Here is a 17,395-nt window from a genome sequence, read left to right on the forward strand (position 1 = left end):
GTAAATAGCCGAGTAGTTGTAGCGAAACCGGTTTGATTTTCAGTGCGCTTGCCGCTTCCAGTGACGATTAAAGCCACTATCGACGCCCCATTTATTGCGCATTAAATTCACATGCGTAGCAAAATGTGCCGCTATCCGAAACCAAAAACGGTTAAGTTTAACTCAAGATTAGCCCCCAGTCCACGCTGCGGCGCGGCATTCCTCAACCGTGTCGCTTGTCGTCAACAAACTGCACAGTCGATGAAGTGTCTGACGTCGCTACCTGCGCGATAACATCCGCAGAATCCTGATCCACGATAGTCGCCTCTTCTGCGTCGGTTTCGCCCTCAACAATTTCGTCACCCTGAGGTGTCGTCACCGTTGTTGATGCCGCCTCGGGAAACAGAAAAGACCGTGGCGAAGCACTGAAACGCCGCAATACCGCTCTGAATACTAGTCTACGAATCCGCACAGGCACTTCACGCGCACGCAAGGCCAGCACAAGCGCGCAGCCAAACGAAACGCCGACGTTCAATAATCCGATGCTGGCGATACCTGCCACAGCCAGCCAAAAATGCGGCAACAATAGCACCGACCAACCTAGGCTGCTGGCAGCAGCAGTTAAGCTACCGGTAGCCAGCGTCACGTGGCGCACATCCAGATGCAAGCCAAAAAACTGCACAATGACAGGCGACATGCCAAGCAATAAGCCCAGCGAAATATTCCCGACAATCTGCGCAATATGACGCTCTAGCCAAGCAGCCCAACGCTGCGCTCTGAGCGGTCCCAAGACATGCACCAGGCGACGTTGATGCGTCAAAGCTTCGCGCAGACGGCGTAACGCAAACCAATTATCGGCAAAGCCGGATGCCAGACTGGATAACCATAGCAAGATACCGGTCAGGGCGGCAAACAACGGCGTCGGCCCGACTATCGACAGGCTATCCATATTTTTGTGCGCCTCTGCCGCCCCCATCATTGGCGCATGCGTCGTGAAGAGAATGACCATAGAGATCAGCAACATAGTCGGCACGACTGCGATCAGATTGCCGAATACCGCCGCAGCCTGAGAGCGCAACAACAATGCCACCTCTGCCAGCAATGTCCGCAAACCTTCAACCGTATCCAACTGACTCATCTTGGCAGCCAGCGCAGGTGCCGTAACGGCTGGTTGCTTGGTCGCCAACACACCCCCAACGGAGGATATCAACAAAAAGCTGACTGCATAATTTAACGATGCAAACAAACCTTCGAAAAATCTGGCAAAGCCAGCGGCTGACAGCAGGCTTTTACCAAGCACAGTAAACGCGGTAACAACGCCGCCACGACAGGCCGCCAGCAGCATTGCCCGATAACCGGCCTTATCACGCGCAATATAATGCTCGCCGTGATCGGCATTGCGCTCCACCATTTTCCGCGCCAACAGCGAAAAGCTGCGCCGCAATAAGCCGCGAATAGACGACCGATGATGATGCGCCAGAATAAAGTCAACTAATAAAGCCTGAATTTGCCCCGTGCCCAACTTTGTTTTATCGACCGACCATTCACCCGACATTGCAGCGATTTTCCTCTTCGGCTTAACGATATCGCCCTGCGCTGCAAATTCAGGCTGATCGGCTAAACCGGCATGCAACTCTAACTCCGCTTCGTCGCGCAAAATCTGCGATACATCAAACTCTTGACTAGCTGCCACCGCAGCGCGTAAGTCGATCAGACGCGTCATGCGGCTCAAATGCGCTCGCATGCGCTCGACACGATATACCAGACTCACCGATACGCCATGCTCATCCAAATGCGCATAAATCCTATCGGTCTGCGCCTGACAAACCGCGATCAACATACGCACGCTGCGCAAAGCTCCTTCATCGGTCGGACTGAGATATAAATACTTTTCCAATTCACGCCGCAGCACCATAAATGGCGTCGCCTGCAATGGCATCTTTGGATCGAGCCGATAGCGAAACGCCTTGCTAATCCCGTCCGCCAAAACGGCGGTGACCAGATAGATCAACGCTTCGTCGATCTGCTGGTGATACATGTGCGAAATGCCATCGTCCGCAGTCAGTTTCCAAATCCGCTCAACCGTCTGTGCATCAAGTTCTAACAACCATTCTGCATCTTCGGGATGCGGGAACATCGCGGTGAATAGCACCGAAAGATCCGCTTCTGCAGGCGGTTTCGGCAACAAATACTTAATAACGTGCTCTGAAAGCTCATTGAAAAAAGCGGGCTCGTTCGGCAGACCGGTGGCGCTAAAAAGCTCTGGGCCCGCTGCTTCCCGTAGCGTTTTTTGCAAAGTAGTCTGCACTACGCGGCGCACATCCCGATTTGCATCCAGCCAGTCCAGCATGAAAACGACCCGCTGCTGCTTTACGCGTCGCCATGCACCCTCCTCTAATAGAGAAACAGTCGGCTCATGACGAATCCACTCAGCAATATCGATAGTCCAATTAGCGCGTTCCTGCCAGGTTGCGAACGGATTGGCGCGTCGCATTAGCGCTTCTATTTCGGTTGCATATTGTGCATCGTGCTGATCGGGAGAGCGCTCACCTTGACGAAATCGCCGCCACATGACACGCAGGCGAAGAAGGAATATTTTCATTTTTTAATTATTATTTGATGGAATTGATGACCGCAAATACAGGTTGATATGAACAAATAGCTTCGCAGTGTACGCATATAAATTTTCCCAACAGATATTTCTCATAAACGTTGCGCATCATGCCCGGCAGCTCTCTGGATAGTTCTCCTTTATACTGCATTTTATTTTCTTCCAAATGACAACAGATTATGCGACAACAGACACGTTTTGAAGGTTCCAGCAATTATGTCGCCACCGACGACCTGAAGCTGGCTGTTAACGCAGCGCTAGTGCTGCAGCGACCTTTGCTAATTAAGGGAGAGCCGGGCACGGGCAAAACCATGCTGGCGGAAGAAGTCGCAGCCGCGTTGGACATGCCTTTGCTGCAATGGCATATTAAATCGACAACAAAGGCACAGCAAGGATTGTACGAATATGACGCCGTGTCTCGTTTGCGTGACTCGCAACTCGGGGATGAACGGGTCAAGGATATCCACAATTACATAGTTCAAGGTGTTCTGTGGCAAGCGTTTAACGCAGACCAGCAAGTTGTTTTGTTAATTGATGAGATAGATAAAGCCGATATTGAGTTCCCCAATGATTTGTTACGAGAACTCGATCGAATGGAGTTTTATGTCTACGAAACGCGGGAAATGGTGAAGGCAAAACATCGGCCGCTAGTCATCATTACCTCGAATAATGAGAAAGAATTACCGGATGCGTTTTTGCGCCGTTGTTTTTTCCATTACATCAAATTTCCGGACAAGGACACCATGCGCGACATCGTCGACGTCCATTTTCCACAATTAAAAAAGGATTTGCTGGCCCAGGCATTGGAAACCTTCTATCAAGTGCGCGACGTAGCTGGTCTGAAGAAAAAGCCATCAACGTCCGAATTGCTCGATTGGCTAAAATTGCTGCTCGCAGAAGATATTCCAGCCGCTGCTTTGCAAAGCAGCGACGTTAAAACCATCGTTCCGCCATTGCATGGGGCGCTGCTAAAGAACGAACAAGACGTACATTTGTTCGAGCGCCTGATATTCATGGCACGCAAAAATCGCTAATAGTATGTTTAATGGCAATAACTGTTCATATCTTCCATGCTGATTGATTTTTTCTATACCCTCAAAGACGCCAAAATTCCGGTCTCGATCAAGGAATTTCTGATCCTGCTGGAGGCTTTGCAGAAACAAGTCATCTCGCCTTCTCTGGATAATTTCTATTATCTGGCCCGCACCACGCTGATCAAGGACGAGGCCCACTATGACAAGTTCGACAAAGCATTCGGCCTGTATTTCAAAGGCATTCAGACCATCTTTGACAAGAATCCGGAAATTCCGCTTGATTGGCTAGTCCAGCGGATGAAACGTGATCTGTCGCCAGAGCAAATTGCCCAGCTGGAAAAATTCGGCTACGACAAGCTGATGGATCGCATCAAGCAGCTATTGGAAGAACAAAAAGGCCGTCATGAAGGCGGCAATAAATGGATAGGCACCGGCGGGACGTCGCCGTTTGGTCACGGCGGCACTAATCCTGAAGGCATACGCATAGGCGGCGCTGGCGGCAATCGTAGCGCTGTAAAAGTATGGGAAGCGCGGGCCTTTAAAGATTACGACGATGAGCGCGAACTCAATACGCGTAACATAAAAGTAGCGTTACGGCGACTGCGTAAGTTTGCCCGCGAGGGCGCGGCGGAAGAGTTAGCGTTAGATGACACCATTCGCGCCACCGCCCAAAATGCTGGCTATCTGGACATTAAGATGCAGGCCGAACGCAAGAACAACATCAAAGTACTGATGTTGTTAGACGTCGGCGGCAGCATGGACGATCACATCGCCCGCACAGAAGAATTATTCTCCGCCGCCAAAACCGAATTCAAAAATATGGATTTCTTTTATTTCCATAACTGCGTCTACGATTATGTCTGGAAAAACAATCATCGACGCAATGCAGAACGCTTTCCCACCTGGGATATTCTGCGTAAATATAAGCCTGACACAAAGCTTATTTTTGTCGGCGATGCCACGATGAGTCCGTATGAAATCCTGCAGCCCGGCGGCTCGGTTGAATACAACAACGACGAAGCTGGGGCTGAATGGCTACGCCGTTTTACCAACGCTTTTCCAAAATTTATCTGGCTTAATCCTGAACCCGAGCAGCTTTGGCAATACCGTCAATCGATAGACATCATTCGGCAACTGATGAGTAACCGCATGTTTGGGCTGACTATCGATGGACTGGAGCGCGGAATGCGCTTGTTAAGCAAATAAGTAAGAAATTAAGTGAGAAAGTGAGCGGCCAGCAATCCTGAAATGCGCTGGCATTGATCAAACGCATGATCTTGCTTGATCTTGCATTATCTTTTATCGCAGAAACGCCACTGCTGGCATCAGCGTGGCCGCGACAAAAACTTGCTTAACGCCGCGACTATCTGAGGTTGCCCCAAATTCCTCGCCAAGAATCCGTCACATCCAGCCAACTGCGCCAGCGCTGGCTGATAGGTAAATGGTTCGTCTACCAAAAAGAACACGCTAATCCGGATTTCTCGATAGCGATCTTTTATTTTCTCGCAGAAAAAATACGGATCTAAATCAGGTAGCTGTGGATTGATTAATACAATCGAAATCGGCAACTGCATATATACCTCGGCCGCGCTGGTCGCATCGCCAACCCATTCCACGGGCACCAAATAATCCAACATGCTTAAGGCCAGATCGTCGCGAAAGGCTGGATTATGGTCGACTACCAAAATTCGGTCTGTCAGCGCCGGCTTGACCCGCATTTTCTCGTACACGCCGGGATCGGTCAGATCAAGATCGAGTCGCTCGCGGCGACGGCGTTCTGGCGATAACGTGCTGATAGCCGGTATGCGTGCATTTTTTGTTAGTGGCAACTGATTGCGATGTGCGATCAATGTATCCAACGCATCAAATAATTTCAGCCAGCGAATCGGCTTTTGTACGGCAAGATATGGCAGCGCTACGCGTGGCGTACCCACCAGCAATACGGGAAAGGCATCATCAGGCTGCAATTTATCCAGGCTCGCCAGCGCTTGCAGGTCCTCCGCGTTCACAATACAGATGTCCCACTGCTGCAAACTATTCTCAGACAAGCGAAAATAGCGCACGCTACGGGTCAGCTCGACGGCGAAAGTCGCATCGAAAATATGTATTTCACGGGGAGAGAATCCCAAAAAGCGGACGGCAATAGATCTGCTTTTAATTTGCATAACGTTGTCCTGAATGGATGTCTAGGCTGCTTCATTTTAAGATTATCGCCTTAAAGTATTAATGAATCGCTATTTTTTGTCCTAATTTAAGCCGATAGAACCTTGAGGATATTGAAAATTATCACGATACCGTCATGTATATTCTTCTTCGGCAACTGTTTTTACCCGCAGACGCAGCCTATCCTGTAGTTCTGTCGCTTTTTTCATTAGAATGCGCACAGGCAGGTAATTCCGACATTTAAGATATTACTTGTTTTTTTATACTTAATTGTAAAAAAACAAATACTCACATCGCACCCCAACTACATTGCATGGCAACTAAAAAATCCCCGCTTCCCGATTATAGTGAATCATCCATTCGCGTCCTTAAGGGCCTGGAGCCTGTCAAGCAACGTCCTGGCATGTACACGCGTACCGAAAATCCGCTGCATATCATTCAAGAAGTGATCGATAACGCCTCTGATGAGGCGCTGGGCGGCTATTGCAAAAATATTCTGGTGACCTTAAATGTCGACGGCAGCGTCAGCGTTGAAGACGATGGTCGTGGTATTCCAGTCGGCCTGCACCCGGAAGAAAAAGTCCCCACCGTCGAGATCGTCTTTACGCGTCTGCACGCGGGCGGCAAATTCGACAAAGGCAGCGGCGGCGCTTATGCGTTTTCTGGCGGACTGCATGGCGTCGGCGTATCGGTCACCAATGCGCTCTCCACGCGGCTAGAAATTACGGTCTGGCGCGAAGGCGGCGTGCATCAATTAGCGTTTTCCGGTGGCGATGTCATCGAAAAACTCAAAACCCGGCCACAAACCCGCGACGACAAAAAAACCGGCACACGCGTCACAGCATGGCCAGATCCGAAATATTTCGATTCACCGGCCATTTCCCAGCCGGAATTGCAACGCCTGTTGCGCTCCAAGGCAGTTCTGCTGCCGGGCGTCAAAGTTACGCTGCTCAACGCTAAAACCAACGATAGCCAGACTTGGCAGTACGATCAGGGCCTGCGCGGTTATCTGATGGAATCGTTGGCGCAATCGTCCAGTTCCGAGCCGTTGATCCCCTTATTTGAGGGCGAACAATACGCCAACTCAGACACTGAAGGCTTTGCCGAAGGCGAAGGTGCGGCATGGGTCGTGGCATGGACCGAAGACGGCGGCATTGTGCGTGAATCGTATGTCAATCTGATCCCGACCTCGGCCGGCGGAACTCATGAATCAGGGCTGCGCGAAGGCTTGTTCGGCGCAGTCAAAAATTTCGTTGACATGCATTCGTTGCTGCCAAAAGGCGTCAAGCTATTGCCTGAGGATGTCTTTGCCCGCGTATCGTTTGTGTTATCGGCAAAAGTGCTCGATCCACAGTTTCAGGGCCAGATTAAGGAACGCCTGAACTCACGCGACGCGGTACGATTGATATCCACCTACACCAAACCCGCGCTGGAATTATGGCTGAATCATCACGTCGAGTACGGCAAAAAGCTGGCCGAACTGGTCATCAAGCAAGCACAAAATCGTCTGCGCTCAACCCAAAAAGTTGAAAAGAAAAAGACTTCAGGTATCGCTGTCTTGCCGGGCAAACTGACCGACTGCGAATCCAGCGATATCAAGCGTAATGAGCTATTTCTGGTCGAAGGGGATTCTGCTGGGGGTTCCGCCAAAATGGGCCGCGACAAAGAGTTTCAAGCCATTCTGCCACTGCGTGGAAAAGTCTTGAACTCGTGGGAAACCGAACGCGACCGTCTGTTTGCCAACAATGAAATCCACGATATGGCGGTTGCCATCGGGATTGATCCGCACAGCAAAAATGACACCATCGATTTCAGCACCCTGCGCTATGGCAAAATCTGTATTTTGTCGGATGCGGACGTGGACGGCTCGCATATCCAGGTATTGTTGCTAACGCTGTTCTTCCGTCATTTTCCGCAATTGATTGATCGCGGCCATATCTGTGTTGCGCGGCCGCCATTGTTCCGCGTCGATGCGCCAGCCCGCGGCAAAAAGCCTGCTCAGAAAATCTATGCACTGGATAACGGCGAACTGACCGCAATTGAAGACAAACTGCGTAAAGACGGCGTAAAAGATGGCAGCTGGACCATCTCGCGCTTTAAAGGTCTGGGTGAAATGAATGCTGAACAATTGTGGGAAACCACGATGAACCCGGATACACGACGCCTATTGCCGATATCGCTAGGCGCATTCGATCTGGAAGCCTCGGAAAGCCGCTTCAACATGCTGATGGGAAAAGGCGAAGCATCTGCCCGTCGTGCATGGATTGAAGAACACGGCAACGAAGCCGAGGCTGATATCTGATGAAACATTCGGCACGCCCGCGTAGCATGTTCCCTGCCCTGATCTCACTAACGTTCGCGTTTGCATCAGTACTGGTAACAATGAACGCGCGTGCCGATATTTATGGTTATATCGACGAACAAGGCGCAGGACATTTTGCGATTGAAAAACTGACGCCGCGCTATCAGCTTTTTATGCGCGGCAATGCGACATTTGACTCATCAAATTTTCTACCGCGTTCGGGTCAGGCGCCGGTTGCGCCTGATCCCAATTTCGCCAAAACGCCGCTGTATCATTACCTGTCGCAACATCCCGGCCTGAAAAAATATGAAGTATTTGTGAATCAGGCAGCGAAAGAATTTGCGCTTGAACCGGCGTTATTAAAAGCCATCATGGCGGCCGAATCGGGCTTTAATCCGGCGGCAGTGTCGCCCAAAGGCGCGGTCGGACTTATGCAAATCATGCCCGACACCGCTGAGCGTTACGGTGTCACGAGCGACAAAAAAAAGACGGTGCAACAAAAGCTGACCGATCCCCGTACCAATATTCGGCTCGGTGCACATTATCTGCGAGATTTGCTGCGGCTCTTTCCGCTTAAACAGGATTTGGTGATTGCCTCTTACAATGCTGGCGAAAACGCGATAAAAAAATATAATAACCAGATTCCCCCATTTCCTGAAACACGTAATTATGTGCAAGTCGTCGCGCAGTTCTATCAAATATATAAGCCTGCCCTCAGTAAAATAGCCCAGTTAGGGACGACTGAAACGACCGACGAACTACCGAATACCAACACCAGTGACACTGAAAGCAGCGCGCGGGCTCGCATCCATTTGGTCATTCCCGGGCGACATGCGCTGACGGACAGCATCCCCTCCATCATTGAATAAACCAAGAATAAGCCTCTGAACCTTCATGACTGAACAAAACGATCTGTTTGACCTGCCGCCACCTGATGGCGAACCTAATGAATCACTCACCCTTGCCACCTTCGCAGAACGCGCCTATCTGGATTACGCCATTTCGGTAGTCAAAGGCCGTGCTTTGCCGGACGTGTCTGACGGCCAGAAACCCGTGCAACGCCGCATCCTGTTTGCGATGAATGAGTTGGGTCTGAACGCCAATGCCAAACCGCGTAAATCTGCGGCGGTAGTCGGGGACGTTCTGGGTAAATTGCATCCTCACGGTGATCAATCGGTCTACGACGCACTGGTCCGGATGGCGCAGGATTTCTCGCTGCGTTACCCGTTGATCGATGGTCAGGGTAACTTCGGTTCACGCGATGGCGATGGCGCGGCGGCGATGCGTTATACCGAGGCACGCCTGACCCCGATTGCCAGATTACTGCTGGATGAAATCGACATGGGCACCGTCGATTTTCAGCCGAATTACGACGGTTCGACCGAAGAACCGAAACTGCTGCCGGGACGGCTACCGTTTGTATTATTGAACGGCGCATCCGGTATCGCGGTGGGTCTGGCGACTGAAATTCCATCGCATAATTTGACCGAGGTCGCCAAGGCGACGGTGGCGTTGATTCGTAACCCGAACTTAACCCACGCCGAATTGATGGAAATCATTCCCGGGCCCGACTTCCCCGGCGGTGGGCAAATCATCAGTTCCGCAGCTGCGATTTCCGATATGTACGAAATCGGTCGCGGTAGCCTGAAAGTCCGGGCTTGCTGGAAGATTGAAGAACTGGCACGCGGTCAGTGGCAAGCCGTGGTCACAGAATTACCGCCGAATACTTCTTCGCAAAAAGTGCTGGAAGAAATTGAAGAGATCACCAATCCGAAAATCAAGCTTGGCAAAAAATCGCTGACGCCGGATCAACTGGCCCTGAAACAAACCATTTTGTCGGTACTCGATGCCGTGCGTGACGAATCTGGTCGCGACGCGCCAGTGCGTCTTGTGTTCGAGCCGAAATCAAAAAATCTCGACCAGACTGAATTTACCAACATGCTGCTGGCGCATACGTCGCTTGAGAGCAGCGCCTCAATCAATCTGGTAATGATCGGTGGCGATGGCCGTCCGCGCCAAAAAGGACTGGGCATGATTCTGCGCGAGTGGATTCAGTTCCGCTTTGCCACCATCACGCGCCGTTCAAAATTCAAGCTGCAAAAGGTGGAAGACCGTATCCATATTCTGGAAGGCCGCGAAGCGATCCTGCTGAATATCGATAAAGTCATCAAAATCATTCGTGAATCGGATGAGCCAAAACCGGCGTTGATGGACGCATTCAAACTGTCTGACCGCCAGGCGGAAGACATTCTTGAAATCCGTTTGCGTCAGTTAGCGCGACTTGAAACCATCAAAATTCAGCAAGAGCTGGCGACGTTGCGGGACGAAAAGAAGGGCCTGCAAGACCTGCTTGAAAATCCAGCTTCCATGAAAAAATTGGTCATCAAGGAAATCGAAGCCGATCAAAAGCAGTTTGGCGACGCACGACGCACCTTGATTGAAGCCGCAGAAAAAGCCGTAGTAGAAACCAAAGTCATCGACGAAGCCGTGACCGTCATCGTGTCGCAAAAAGGCTGGGTTCGCACGCGTGGCGGGCATGGTCAGGATGCTGCACAATTCACGTTCAAGGCTGGCGACGCGCTCTATGGCGCATTTGAATGTCGCACCGTAGACAACTTGCTAGTGTTCGGCTCGAACGGTCGGATTTATTCAGTCTCGGTCGCAGCGCTGCCCAACGCTCGCGGAGATGGCATTCCAATCACGACGCTGATTGACCTCGCCAACGGCAGCAGCATCTTGCATTACTTCGCTGGCGCGGCTGATATCACGCTATTGTTAGCCTCGTCGGGCGGCTATGGCTTCACGGCGAAAGTGGGCGATATGCTGAGCCGGGTAAAGGCTGGCAAGGCTTACATTACGTTGGAGGATGGCGATCAGTCACTGCTGCCTCGCCCTATCGGGGCCAACGTCAGCGCCATCGCTTGTTTATCCGAAAAAGGCCGGTTGCTGGTCTTCGGTCTGGACGAGTGCAAAATGTTGACCAACGGCGGTCGCGGCGTAATTCTGATGGAATTGGAAAATACCGAAAAACTGCTGGCAGCACAACCAATCAGCCAACGCGGCGTCCTGGTTTCTGGCACAGGTCGCGGTGGCAAAGCGCAAGACGTACCACTATCGGCGAATGGTTTAATGCCACATATCGGCAAACGCGCACGTAAAGGTAAATTACTGGAATCGAAGTTGAAGCCATTGACGTTAACGCCGCAAGGCTAATCGATGCCAGCAATCTACATCAAACACTTTAAAAAGAGGAATGGTTTGCGACATAACATGGTTTTAGTGCCGATCGCCTTATTCACCTTGATACTTTCAGGTTGCGCAACCTGGAAGCATCCGTATAAAGGTGAAAGCGATTTCTACCGCGACAAATTATCGTGCGAAAAACAAGCGGCGCAAATCTATCCGATGGTGATCGTTAATCAGCTTAATCCCGGCTATCAAACGCCTGCCAATACGGTCTGCCGAAAAGTGGGTGACGATAATGATAGCCGCGTGATCTGCAACACCTCGCCGGGGTTATATGTGCCGCCGTCCTACTCGCAAAATGATGCGAATGAATCGCAGAGAAAAGCGGCTGTAAATTCTTGTCTTAAGGCTGGCGACTGGCGCTTGGAATACTGATAATCGGAAGATTGTAGAACGTAAAAAAGGGAGGCTGCTAGTCTCCCTTTTTTTCGTCTGGCGCATTGCTCTGTTGGTCTGAGCAATGTCTGAGCATTTATGCAATCGATTCAGAAGTTGATTGATTTTTCGTCCATCAGTGTCTGAATCGAGGTTACAGATTACAAGCTAGCGTTAATCAACTTGCCCAAAATCTCAACCCCTTCGCGAATTTTTGCTGGGGGCACTGTCACAAAACTCAGGCGTAATGTATTCGATTGCGGCGTATTGGCAAAAAACGGTGCCCCGGGCACAAAAGCAACATGCTGCTTGATAGCTTGTTCCAGCAATTTCGCGCTGTCCATATGCGCAGGTAAAGTTACCCAAATAAACATCCCGCCCTCAGGCTTGGTCCAGGTAACGCTGCTTGGGAAATAAGTTTCCAATGCAGCCAACATAGCGTCACATTGATCCGAATACAGTTTCCGAATTGTCGGAATATGCGTGTCCAGAAAACCGTCTTTAATCGCTTCGTGCACCACCATTTGCGTCAATTGCGCAGTATGTAAATCCGTAGCCTGCTTCGCTTGTTCCATCTTATCGATCAATATACGTGGCGCGACCACGTAACCAAGGCGAATCCCCGGCGTTAATACTTTGGAGAACGAACCCATATAAATCACGCCATCCGGATTCATATTCAGCATCTTCGGTAACGGTGCACTACGGTAACTTAGCGCACCATACGGATCGTCTTCAATCAGCGGTATATGCATCTGCGCACAAATATCGACCAAAGCCTGACGACGTTCCACTGACATGGTGCGGCCAGTTGGATTTTGGAAATTTGGCAGCGAATATAACAACCGTGCATCCTTACCAAGCGTCGCCACTTCGGCAGGAATCAAGCCGCCCTCATCGGTCGGCAGTGAAACAAAATCAGGGCCATATAACGAGAAAGCCTGTAACGCTCCTAGATAGCTAGGGGTTTCGACCAATACTTTACTACCTTCATCAATCAGCACTTTTCCCAGCAAATCCAAGCCTTGCTGCGAGCCTGAAACCATCAACACCTGATCCATCGAAATGGTCGAGCCGTTCACGGACAAGGAATTAGCAACCCATTCGCGCAACGGACCATAGCCGTCGGTCGGGCCGTATTGCAACGCAATCTTGCCCTGCTGCGACAATACCTTGTCGAACGCCGCTTTCATGTGCTCTACAGGGAAAGTAGCAGGCGAAGGCAAGCCTCCGGCAAAAGAGATCACCTCAGGCCGCATGGTCACTTTAAGAATTTCGCGAATGGCGGAACCCTGTAGTTTTTGTGCGCGTTGCGAAAAATGCCACTGAAGTGGATTTGGATTCTCAATTTTCATTGCTACTCTCTTTTATCTGAAACGGATAATTGCGGCGTTGACCACAACAGGTGGCTGTCGCCACAATCATAAAAAACTTAACGAAACTTAATCGATTTCTGCAATTAATTCGATTTCGACACACGCGCCTAGCGGAATCTGAGCAACCCCAAATGCTGAACGCGCATGTTTGCCTTGGTCACTGAAGACCTCAGCGATCAACTCGGACGCACCGTTGGTCACCAGATGTTGCTCTGTAAAGTCGCCGGTTGAGTTGACCAGACTCATCAACTTAACGATGCGCTTAACCCGTGTCAGGTCACCGCCGCAAGCCGCCTCCAACGTAGCGATCAATTCGATCGCGATGCCGCGGGCTGCTTCTTTGCCTTCTTCAGTACTGATATTTTTACCCAACTGGCCAACCCAAACCTTGCCATCTTTTTTAGCCAGATGGCCTGACAAGAAAACATTATTTCCGCTTTGGACGTACATGACATAAGCCGCTGCAGGCGTTGCAACCGACGGCAACGTGATATTCAGGGCTTTCAGTTTTTCGTAAACAGACATCTGATACTCCAAGTATAAATGGATAAAAATACAACAATTGTCGGCATTCCGACAGCGAAGCGGTGATTATCTCAAATCTACCCCTGCTGTGCGGGAAAAACCTGTTTAGTGCGGATAGTCTTGAAAATAATCTTGAGAAATTTGTGCGGATGCTACGCAGGTTGCCGTCGTACGGCCATTTGACGACCGACTGCTACCACCGCGATTACCGCCACAGCAAATAGCAGATTCGTCGTATCCAGCACCTCATCCAGAATCAGTGCCGCACCTAATAATGTCATAAAAGGCTGCAGCAACTGCACCTGCCCAACCCGCGCAATACCGCCGAGAGCCAGCCCTTTGTACCAAAAGAAAAAACCGATAAACATCGAAAACAGTGACACGTAAGCAAATCCCAGCCATGCTTTAGGCGAGGCGCTGACACCGTATTGCCAGCCCAGCCAGATTGTTAATGGCAACAATATTGGCAGGGACAGCACCAAAGCCCAGCAAATGACCTGTTGTCCTCCCATCGTCTGAGACAACCTACCACCTTCGGCATAGCCCATTGCAGCGGCGATGACCGCCGCAAACAGGGCCACATCCGCCCAATGGAAACTACCACCACCCTGCCGCAAGGCAAACCAGACGACGATCCCGCTACCAAACAGCGCTGCCAGCCAAAATCCCGCAGAAGGACGCTCGCCGAAGCGCAACGCGCCAAACAACGCCGTCGCCAACGGTAATATACCCAACACAATCGCCCCGTGCGCAGCCGGAACATAGCGCATTGCCACAGAAGAAAATAACGGAAAACCGACTACTACTCCAAGCGACGTCACCAGCAAGCTTTTCCATTGCGGTATTGTGGGCCTCACCGCCTTGGTCTGCCACAACAGCACGATAGCGCACAAAGCCGCGACTACAGCGCGTCCAAAGGCAACAAACACTGGATTAAGCTCAGCCACTGCCAATCTTGTGAACGGCAAAGTGAGGCTGAAGATCGCTACGCCGACCAGACCCAGCCACATGCCTTTTGATTCGTTTGTCATCACAGATACGCTTTCTTCACAACCGGCAACTCGATCTATTTACAGTGAGACTGAATACACCGCCACGCTAACTATTTCGCTTTTAAAACCACATCGCAATCGCGGTATATAAGGTCAGCAACACCATAACGGTACAAAAAACGCGCTGCCACAACGTTTGCGCCAGATAGCGCCGCAACACTGATCCAGCCCCCGCCCAAACACTGACGCATGGCAGACCGACCAGGCTGAAAACCAGACAATACAAAGTAAGCGACAGCCAGAACGGCTTTACCTCTGGCAGGAAAGCTGAAGCACTGGTGATCGCCATCACCCACGCTTTTGGATTAGCAAACTGAAATAGCGCCGCGCCAAAAAATGATAATGGCTGAGCATTACTATTTTGGTCCGCCTTAAATGACATATTGCGTAATTTCCACGCCAAATAAACCAAATAACCGGAGCCGAGTAGTTTCAATATCACCTGCATTGATGGCACAGCCAGCAACAAACTACCAATACCCAAAGCGCATATCAGCAGCAGTACGCCAAAACCGACAGTAATCCCCAGCATGTGCGGAATCGAGCGGACAAAGCCAAACATAATTCCTGACGAGGTCAGCATGATGTTATTCGGCCCCGGCGTAATCGAAGAGACGAATGCAAATACTGCCAGCGGCAATAATGATTCAATGATCAAGATGCACCGCCGGTAACAGGATGAAAAGGCTGGCGCAAACTACTGCCGACGCGGCGCAATACGGCAGTGAGAATGCCGCGATTATTGACGCAGGCGATCTCGACCTGACAGATAGCGGCATCCGCTTCAACCACGATGAGATGATCAGCAGCTAGCGCCAGACGCTGGCCCGCAACTAACCAATGATCGGCGCTATCGCCCTCGGTAGTCACCCACACGCGCCCTGTTAATACCCGTAATGCGCAAGGACGGTGCGCAATCCCGGCTAACACCTGTCCGCCACTGAACGTATGCGCATCCTTCATAAATAATTTTTTCATCGCATTCAACCTGAAGTTGGTAATTGGGTAATTGGGTAATAACAGTTCCAACCATATTTACGTGTTTTGGCGTTGCCTTTTCGTCACTTTGGACTTCAACAAAATGGCAGCACAACTATGAAAATATGCGCCAGGAATATTTGCGTAAGTACTTTGTTTCCGAGATTGTCAACGGCGATCCGATAGGTGTATCCTAACTGACAGGAACGATACAGTACCAATACACTTTCCGAATTAATTCCTTATATTGCACCGGTAAAATGACCAATACACTTAATTCTTTCAAGAATGCTGTGCCGGGCGTACTCAGCGCGCCGCAGCTACTTTCACGCGATGCTGACACTTCGCTGGTGGAACAAATTGTGCGTTCGATCGAAACCCGCATCGATGACAAATTGCTCCGTACCGGTGCCAGAATGCCATCAATAAGGCAATATTCCGATCTGAATAGCGTGTCTCGCTTTACCGTGGTTGAGGCTTATGATCGACTGGTTGCGAAAGGCTTTCTGGAGTCGCGGCGCGGATCAGGCTTTTATGTGCGCGAGCGTTCACCGTTGATTAATGCCCATCAGAATGCGCAAACTGATCAATGGCAAACGCCATTGATCGATGTAGTCTGGCTGGTCCGCAGCATGTTTCGTCAAATGCCGACGCAAAAAAAACCGGGAAGCGGCACCCTGCCGGTGGAGTGGCTGGATGGCGATTTAATTGCCAACGCCTTGCGTGCAATCAGTCGCCAGAACTCCAATCAATTGCTCGGCTATGGCGATCCGCAAGGTTTCATGCCTTTGCGTCAGCAGTTGCAACTCAAGCTGGCAGAATTGGAAATTGCTGTCACCCCTGAACAAATAGTTACCACCACTGGCGTTACTCAAGGGCTGGATATTGTGGCGCGCCACTTTACGCAGCCGGGAGACGTCATTTTTGTCGATGATCCTTCGTGGTTTCTGATGTTTGGATCGTTTGCTGCGCTGGGGGCTAAAGTGATTGGCGTGCCGCGGCTAGCGGATGGCCCGGATATCGTCAAACTGGCCGAATTAGCGGCGATCCATAAACCTAAACTGTACGTGCTGGTATCCGTTCTACACAACCCGGGTTCAGGCTCGATGTCGGCGGCGAAAGCATTTCAGGTACTAAAAATTGCCGAGGAGCATGACTTCACGTTGGTCGAAGACGATATTTATTGCGATATGCATCCCGGATCAGCGGTGCAACCGGCAACCCGGCTGGCGACGCTAGACCAATTGAATCGGGTTATTTATCTGGGCGGCTTCTCAAAAACGCTTTCAGCAAATCTGCGCGTGGGGTTTATCGCCACGTCCCATTTGATGGCCCAACACCTGGCCGACCGCAAAATGCTGACGACGTTGACCACCTCCGAGATTGGTGAGCGAGTAGTCTACAAAATCTTGTCCGAAGGCCATTATCGGAAGCACGCCGACCGGCTGCGAACCAAGCTGGACGCGGTCCGCGATAAAACTACGCGGCACCTGGAACGGATCGGCATGCATATTGATCTGGTGACGCCAGCCGGTATGTTTATATGGGTGGATACCGGTTATGACACCAACGTACTTGCAGAAAAGGCGGCCTCACAAGGCTTTATGTTAGCGCCGGGGAGCTTATTTTCGCCCAACCAACTCCCCTCCTCCCGGATGCGCATCAACGTCGCCGCGATGTCAGACCCCGGCATCTGGCGCTTCCTTGAGCATGAATGTAGCCGGTAACAATGCGATAAAGCCCTTGAAATAGGC

Annotated in this window: 14 protein-coding genes; 7 read left to right on the forward strand and 7 right to left on the reverse strand. The window is 50.8% G+C overall.

Annotated features, from left to right (window positions below; all coding sequences use genetic code 11):
* Window positions 1–202: 202 nt before the first annotated feature.
* Window positions 203–2,581: a site-specific recombinase gene (locus tag C7W93_RS05170; protein ID WP_108439059.1), complete on the reverse strand. Its 2,379-nt coding sequence runs from the start codon at window positions 2,579–2,581 to the stop codon at window positions 203–205.
* Between the two features lie 188 nt (window positions 2,582–2,769).
* Between C7W93_RS05170 and C7W93_RS05175 the strand changes: the two genes are divergently transcribed.
* Both C7W93_RS05175 and C7W93_RS05180 read left to right on the forward strand, forming a co-directional pair.
* A complete protein-coding gene (locus C7W93_RS05175) occupies window positions 2,770–3,624 on the forward strand; it encodes a MoxR family ATPase (protein WP_108439060.1) in 855 nt (284 codons plus the stop codon).
* A gap of 36 nt (window positions 3,625–3,660) precedes the next feature.
* Complete coding sequence (locus tag C7W93_RS05180; RefSeq protein ID WP_108439061.1) at window positions 3,661–4,830, forward strand: VWA domain-containing protein; 1,170 nt, start codon at window positions 3,661–3,663, stop codon at window positions 4,828–4,830.
* A 119-nt stretch (window positions 4,831–4,949) separates the two neighbouring features.
* On the opposite strand, the gene C7W93_RS05185 is transcribed toward C7W93_RS05180, so the two are convergent.
* The gene (locus C7W93_RS05185; protein ID WP_108439062.1) at window positions 4,950–5,789 is read right to left on the reverse strand and encodes a response regulator transcription factor; all 840 of its coding nucleotides are present in this window, start codon (window positions 5,787–5,789) and stop codon (window positions 4,950–4,952) included.
* A 311-nt stretch (window positions 5,790–6,100) separates the two neighbouring features.
* Between C7W93_RS05185 and C7W93_RS05190 the strand changes: the two genes are divergently transcribed.
* The 4 genes from C7W93_RS05190 to C7W93_RS05205 are packed head-to-tail and all read left to right on the forward strand — an operon-like array spanning window position 6,101 to window position 11,710.
* The gene (locus tag C7W93_RS05190; protein ID WP_108439063.1) at window positions 6,101–8,089 is read left to right on the forward strand and encodes a DNA topoisomerase IV subunit B; all 1,989 of its coding nucleotides are present in this window, start codon (window positions 6,101–6,103) and stop codon (window positions 8,087–8,089) included.
* Window positions 8,089–8,958, forward strand: coding sequence for a lytic transglycosylase domain-containing protein (locus C7W93_RS05195; protein WP_225869752.1), 870 nt, complete (start codon window positions 8,089–8,091; stop codon window positions 8,956–8,958). Before C7W93_RS05190 ends, C7W93_RS05195 begins: the two co-directional genes overlap by 1 nt.
* 25 nt (window positions 8,959–8,983) lie before the next feature.
* The gene (gene parC, locus C7W93_RS05200) at window positions 8,984–11,302 is read left to right on the forward strand and encodes a DNA topoisomerase IV subunit A (RefSeq protein WP_108439064.1); all 2,319 of its coding nucleotides are present in this window, start codon (window positions 8,984–8,986) and stop codon (window positions 11,300–11,302) included.
* Between the two features lie 3 nt (window positions 11,303–11,305).
* A complete protein-coding gene (locus C7W93_RS05205) occupies window positions 11,306–11,710 on the forward strand; it encodes a hypothetical protein (protein ID WP_146177521.1) in 405 nt (134 codons plus the stop codon).
* 161 nt (window positions 11,711–11,871) lie between these two features.
* On the opposite strand, the gene C7W93_RS05210 is transcribed toward C7W93_RS05205, so the two are convergent.
* The 5 genes from C7W93_RS05210 to C7W93_RS05230 form a co-directional block, all read right to left on the reverse strand.
* A complete protein-coding gene (locus C7W93_RS05210) occupies window positions 11,872–13,065 on the reverse strand; it encodes a PLP-dependent aminotransferase family protein (protein ID WP_108439066.1) in 1,194 nt (397 codons plus the stop codon).
* An 87-nt stretch (window positions 13,066–13,152) separates the two neighbouring features.
* Entirely contained in the window at window positions 13,153–13,611 is a 459-nt protein-coding gene (locus tag C7W93_RS05215) for a RidA family protein (protein WP_108439067.1), read from the reverse strand.
* Window positions 13,612–13,763: 152 nt separating this feature from the next.
* Window positions 13,764–14,642, reverse strand: coding sequence for a DMT family transporter (locus tag C7W93_RS05220; protein WP_108439068.1), 879 nt, complete (start codon window positions 14,640–14,642; stop codon window positions 13,764–13,766).
* An 82-nt stretch (window positions 14,643–14,724) separates the two neighbouring features.
* Window positions 14,725–15,318, reverse strand: coding sequence for a LysE family translocator (locus C7W93_RS05225; RefSeq protein ID WP_108440491.1), 594 nt, complete (start codon window positions 15,316–15,318; stop codon window positions 14,725–14,727).
* On the reverse strand, window positions 15,318–15,641 hold the full coding sequence (locus C7W93_RS05230) for a DUF2917 domain-containing protein (RefSeq protein WP_108439069.1): 324 nt from the start codon (window positions 15,639–15,641) through the stop codon (window positions 15,318–15,320). The genes C7W93_RS05225 and C7W93_RS05230 overlap by 1 nt, the downstream gene beginning before the upstream one ends.
* A 260-nt stretch (window positions 15,642–15,901) precedes the next feature.
* Between C7W93_RS05230 and C7W93_RS05235 the strand changes: the two genes are divergently transcribed.
* Window positions 15,902–17,368 carry a PLP-dependent aminotransferase family protein gene (locus C7W93_RS05235; protein ID WP_108439070.1) on the forward strand — a complete coding sequence of 489 codons (1,467 nt, stop codon included), beginning with the start codon at window positions 15,902–15,904 and terminating at the stop codon, window positions 17,366–17,368.
* The last annotated feature ends 27 nt before the right edge of the window (window positions 17,369–17,395 follow it).

The organism is Glaciimonas sp. PCH181, assembly GCF_003056055.1.
Classification (GTDB): Bacteria; Pseudomonadota; Gammaproteobacteria; order Burkholderiales; family Burkholderiaceae_D; genus Glaciimonas.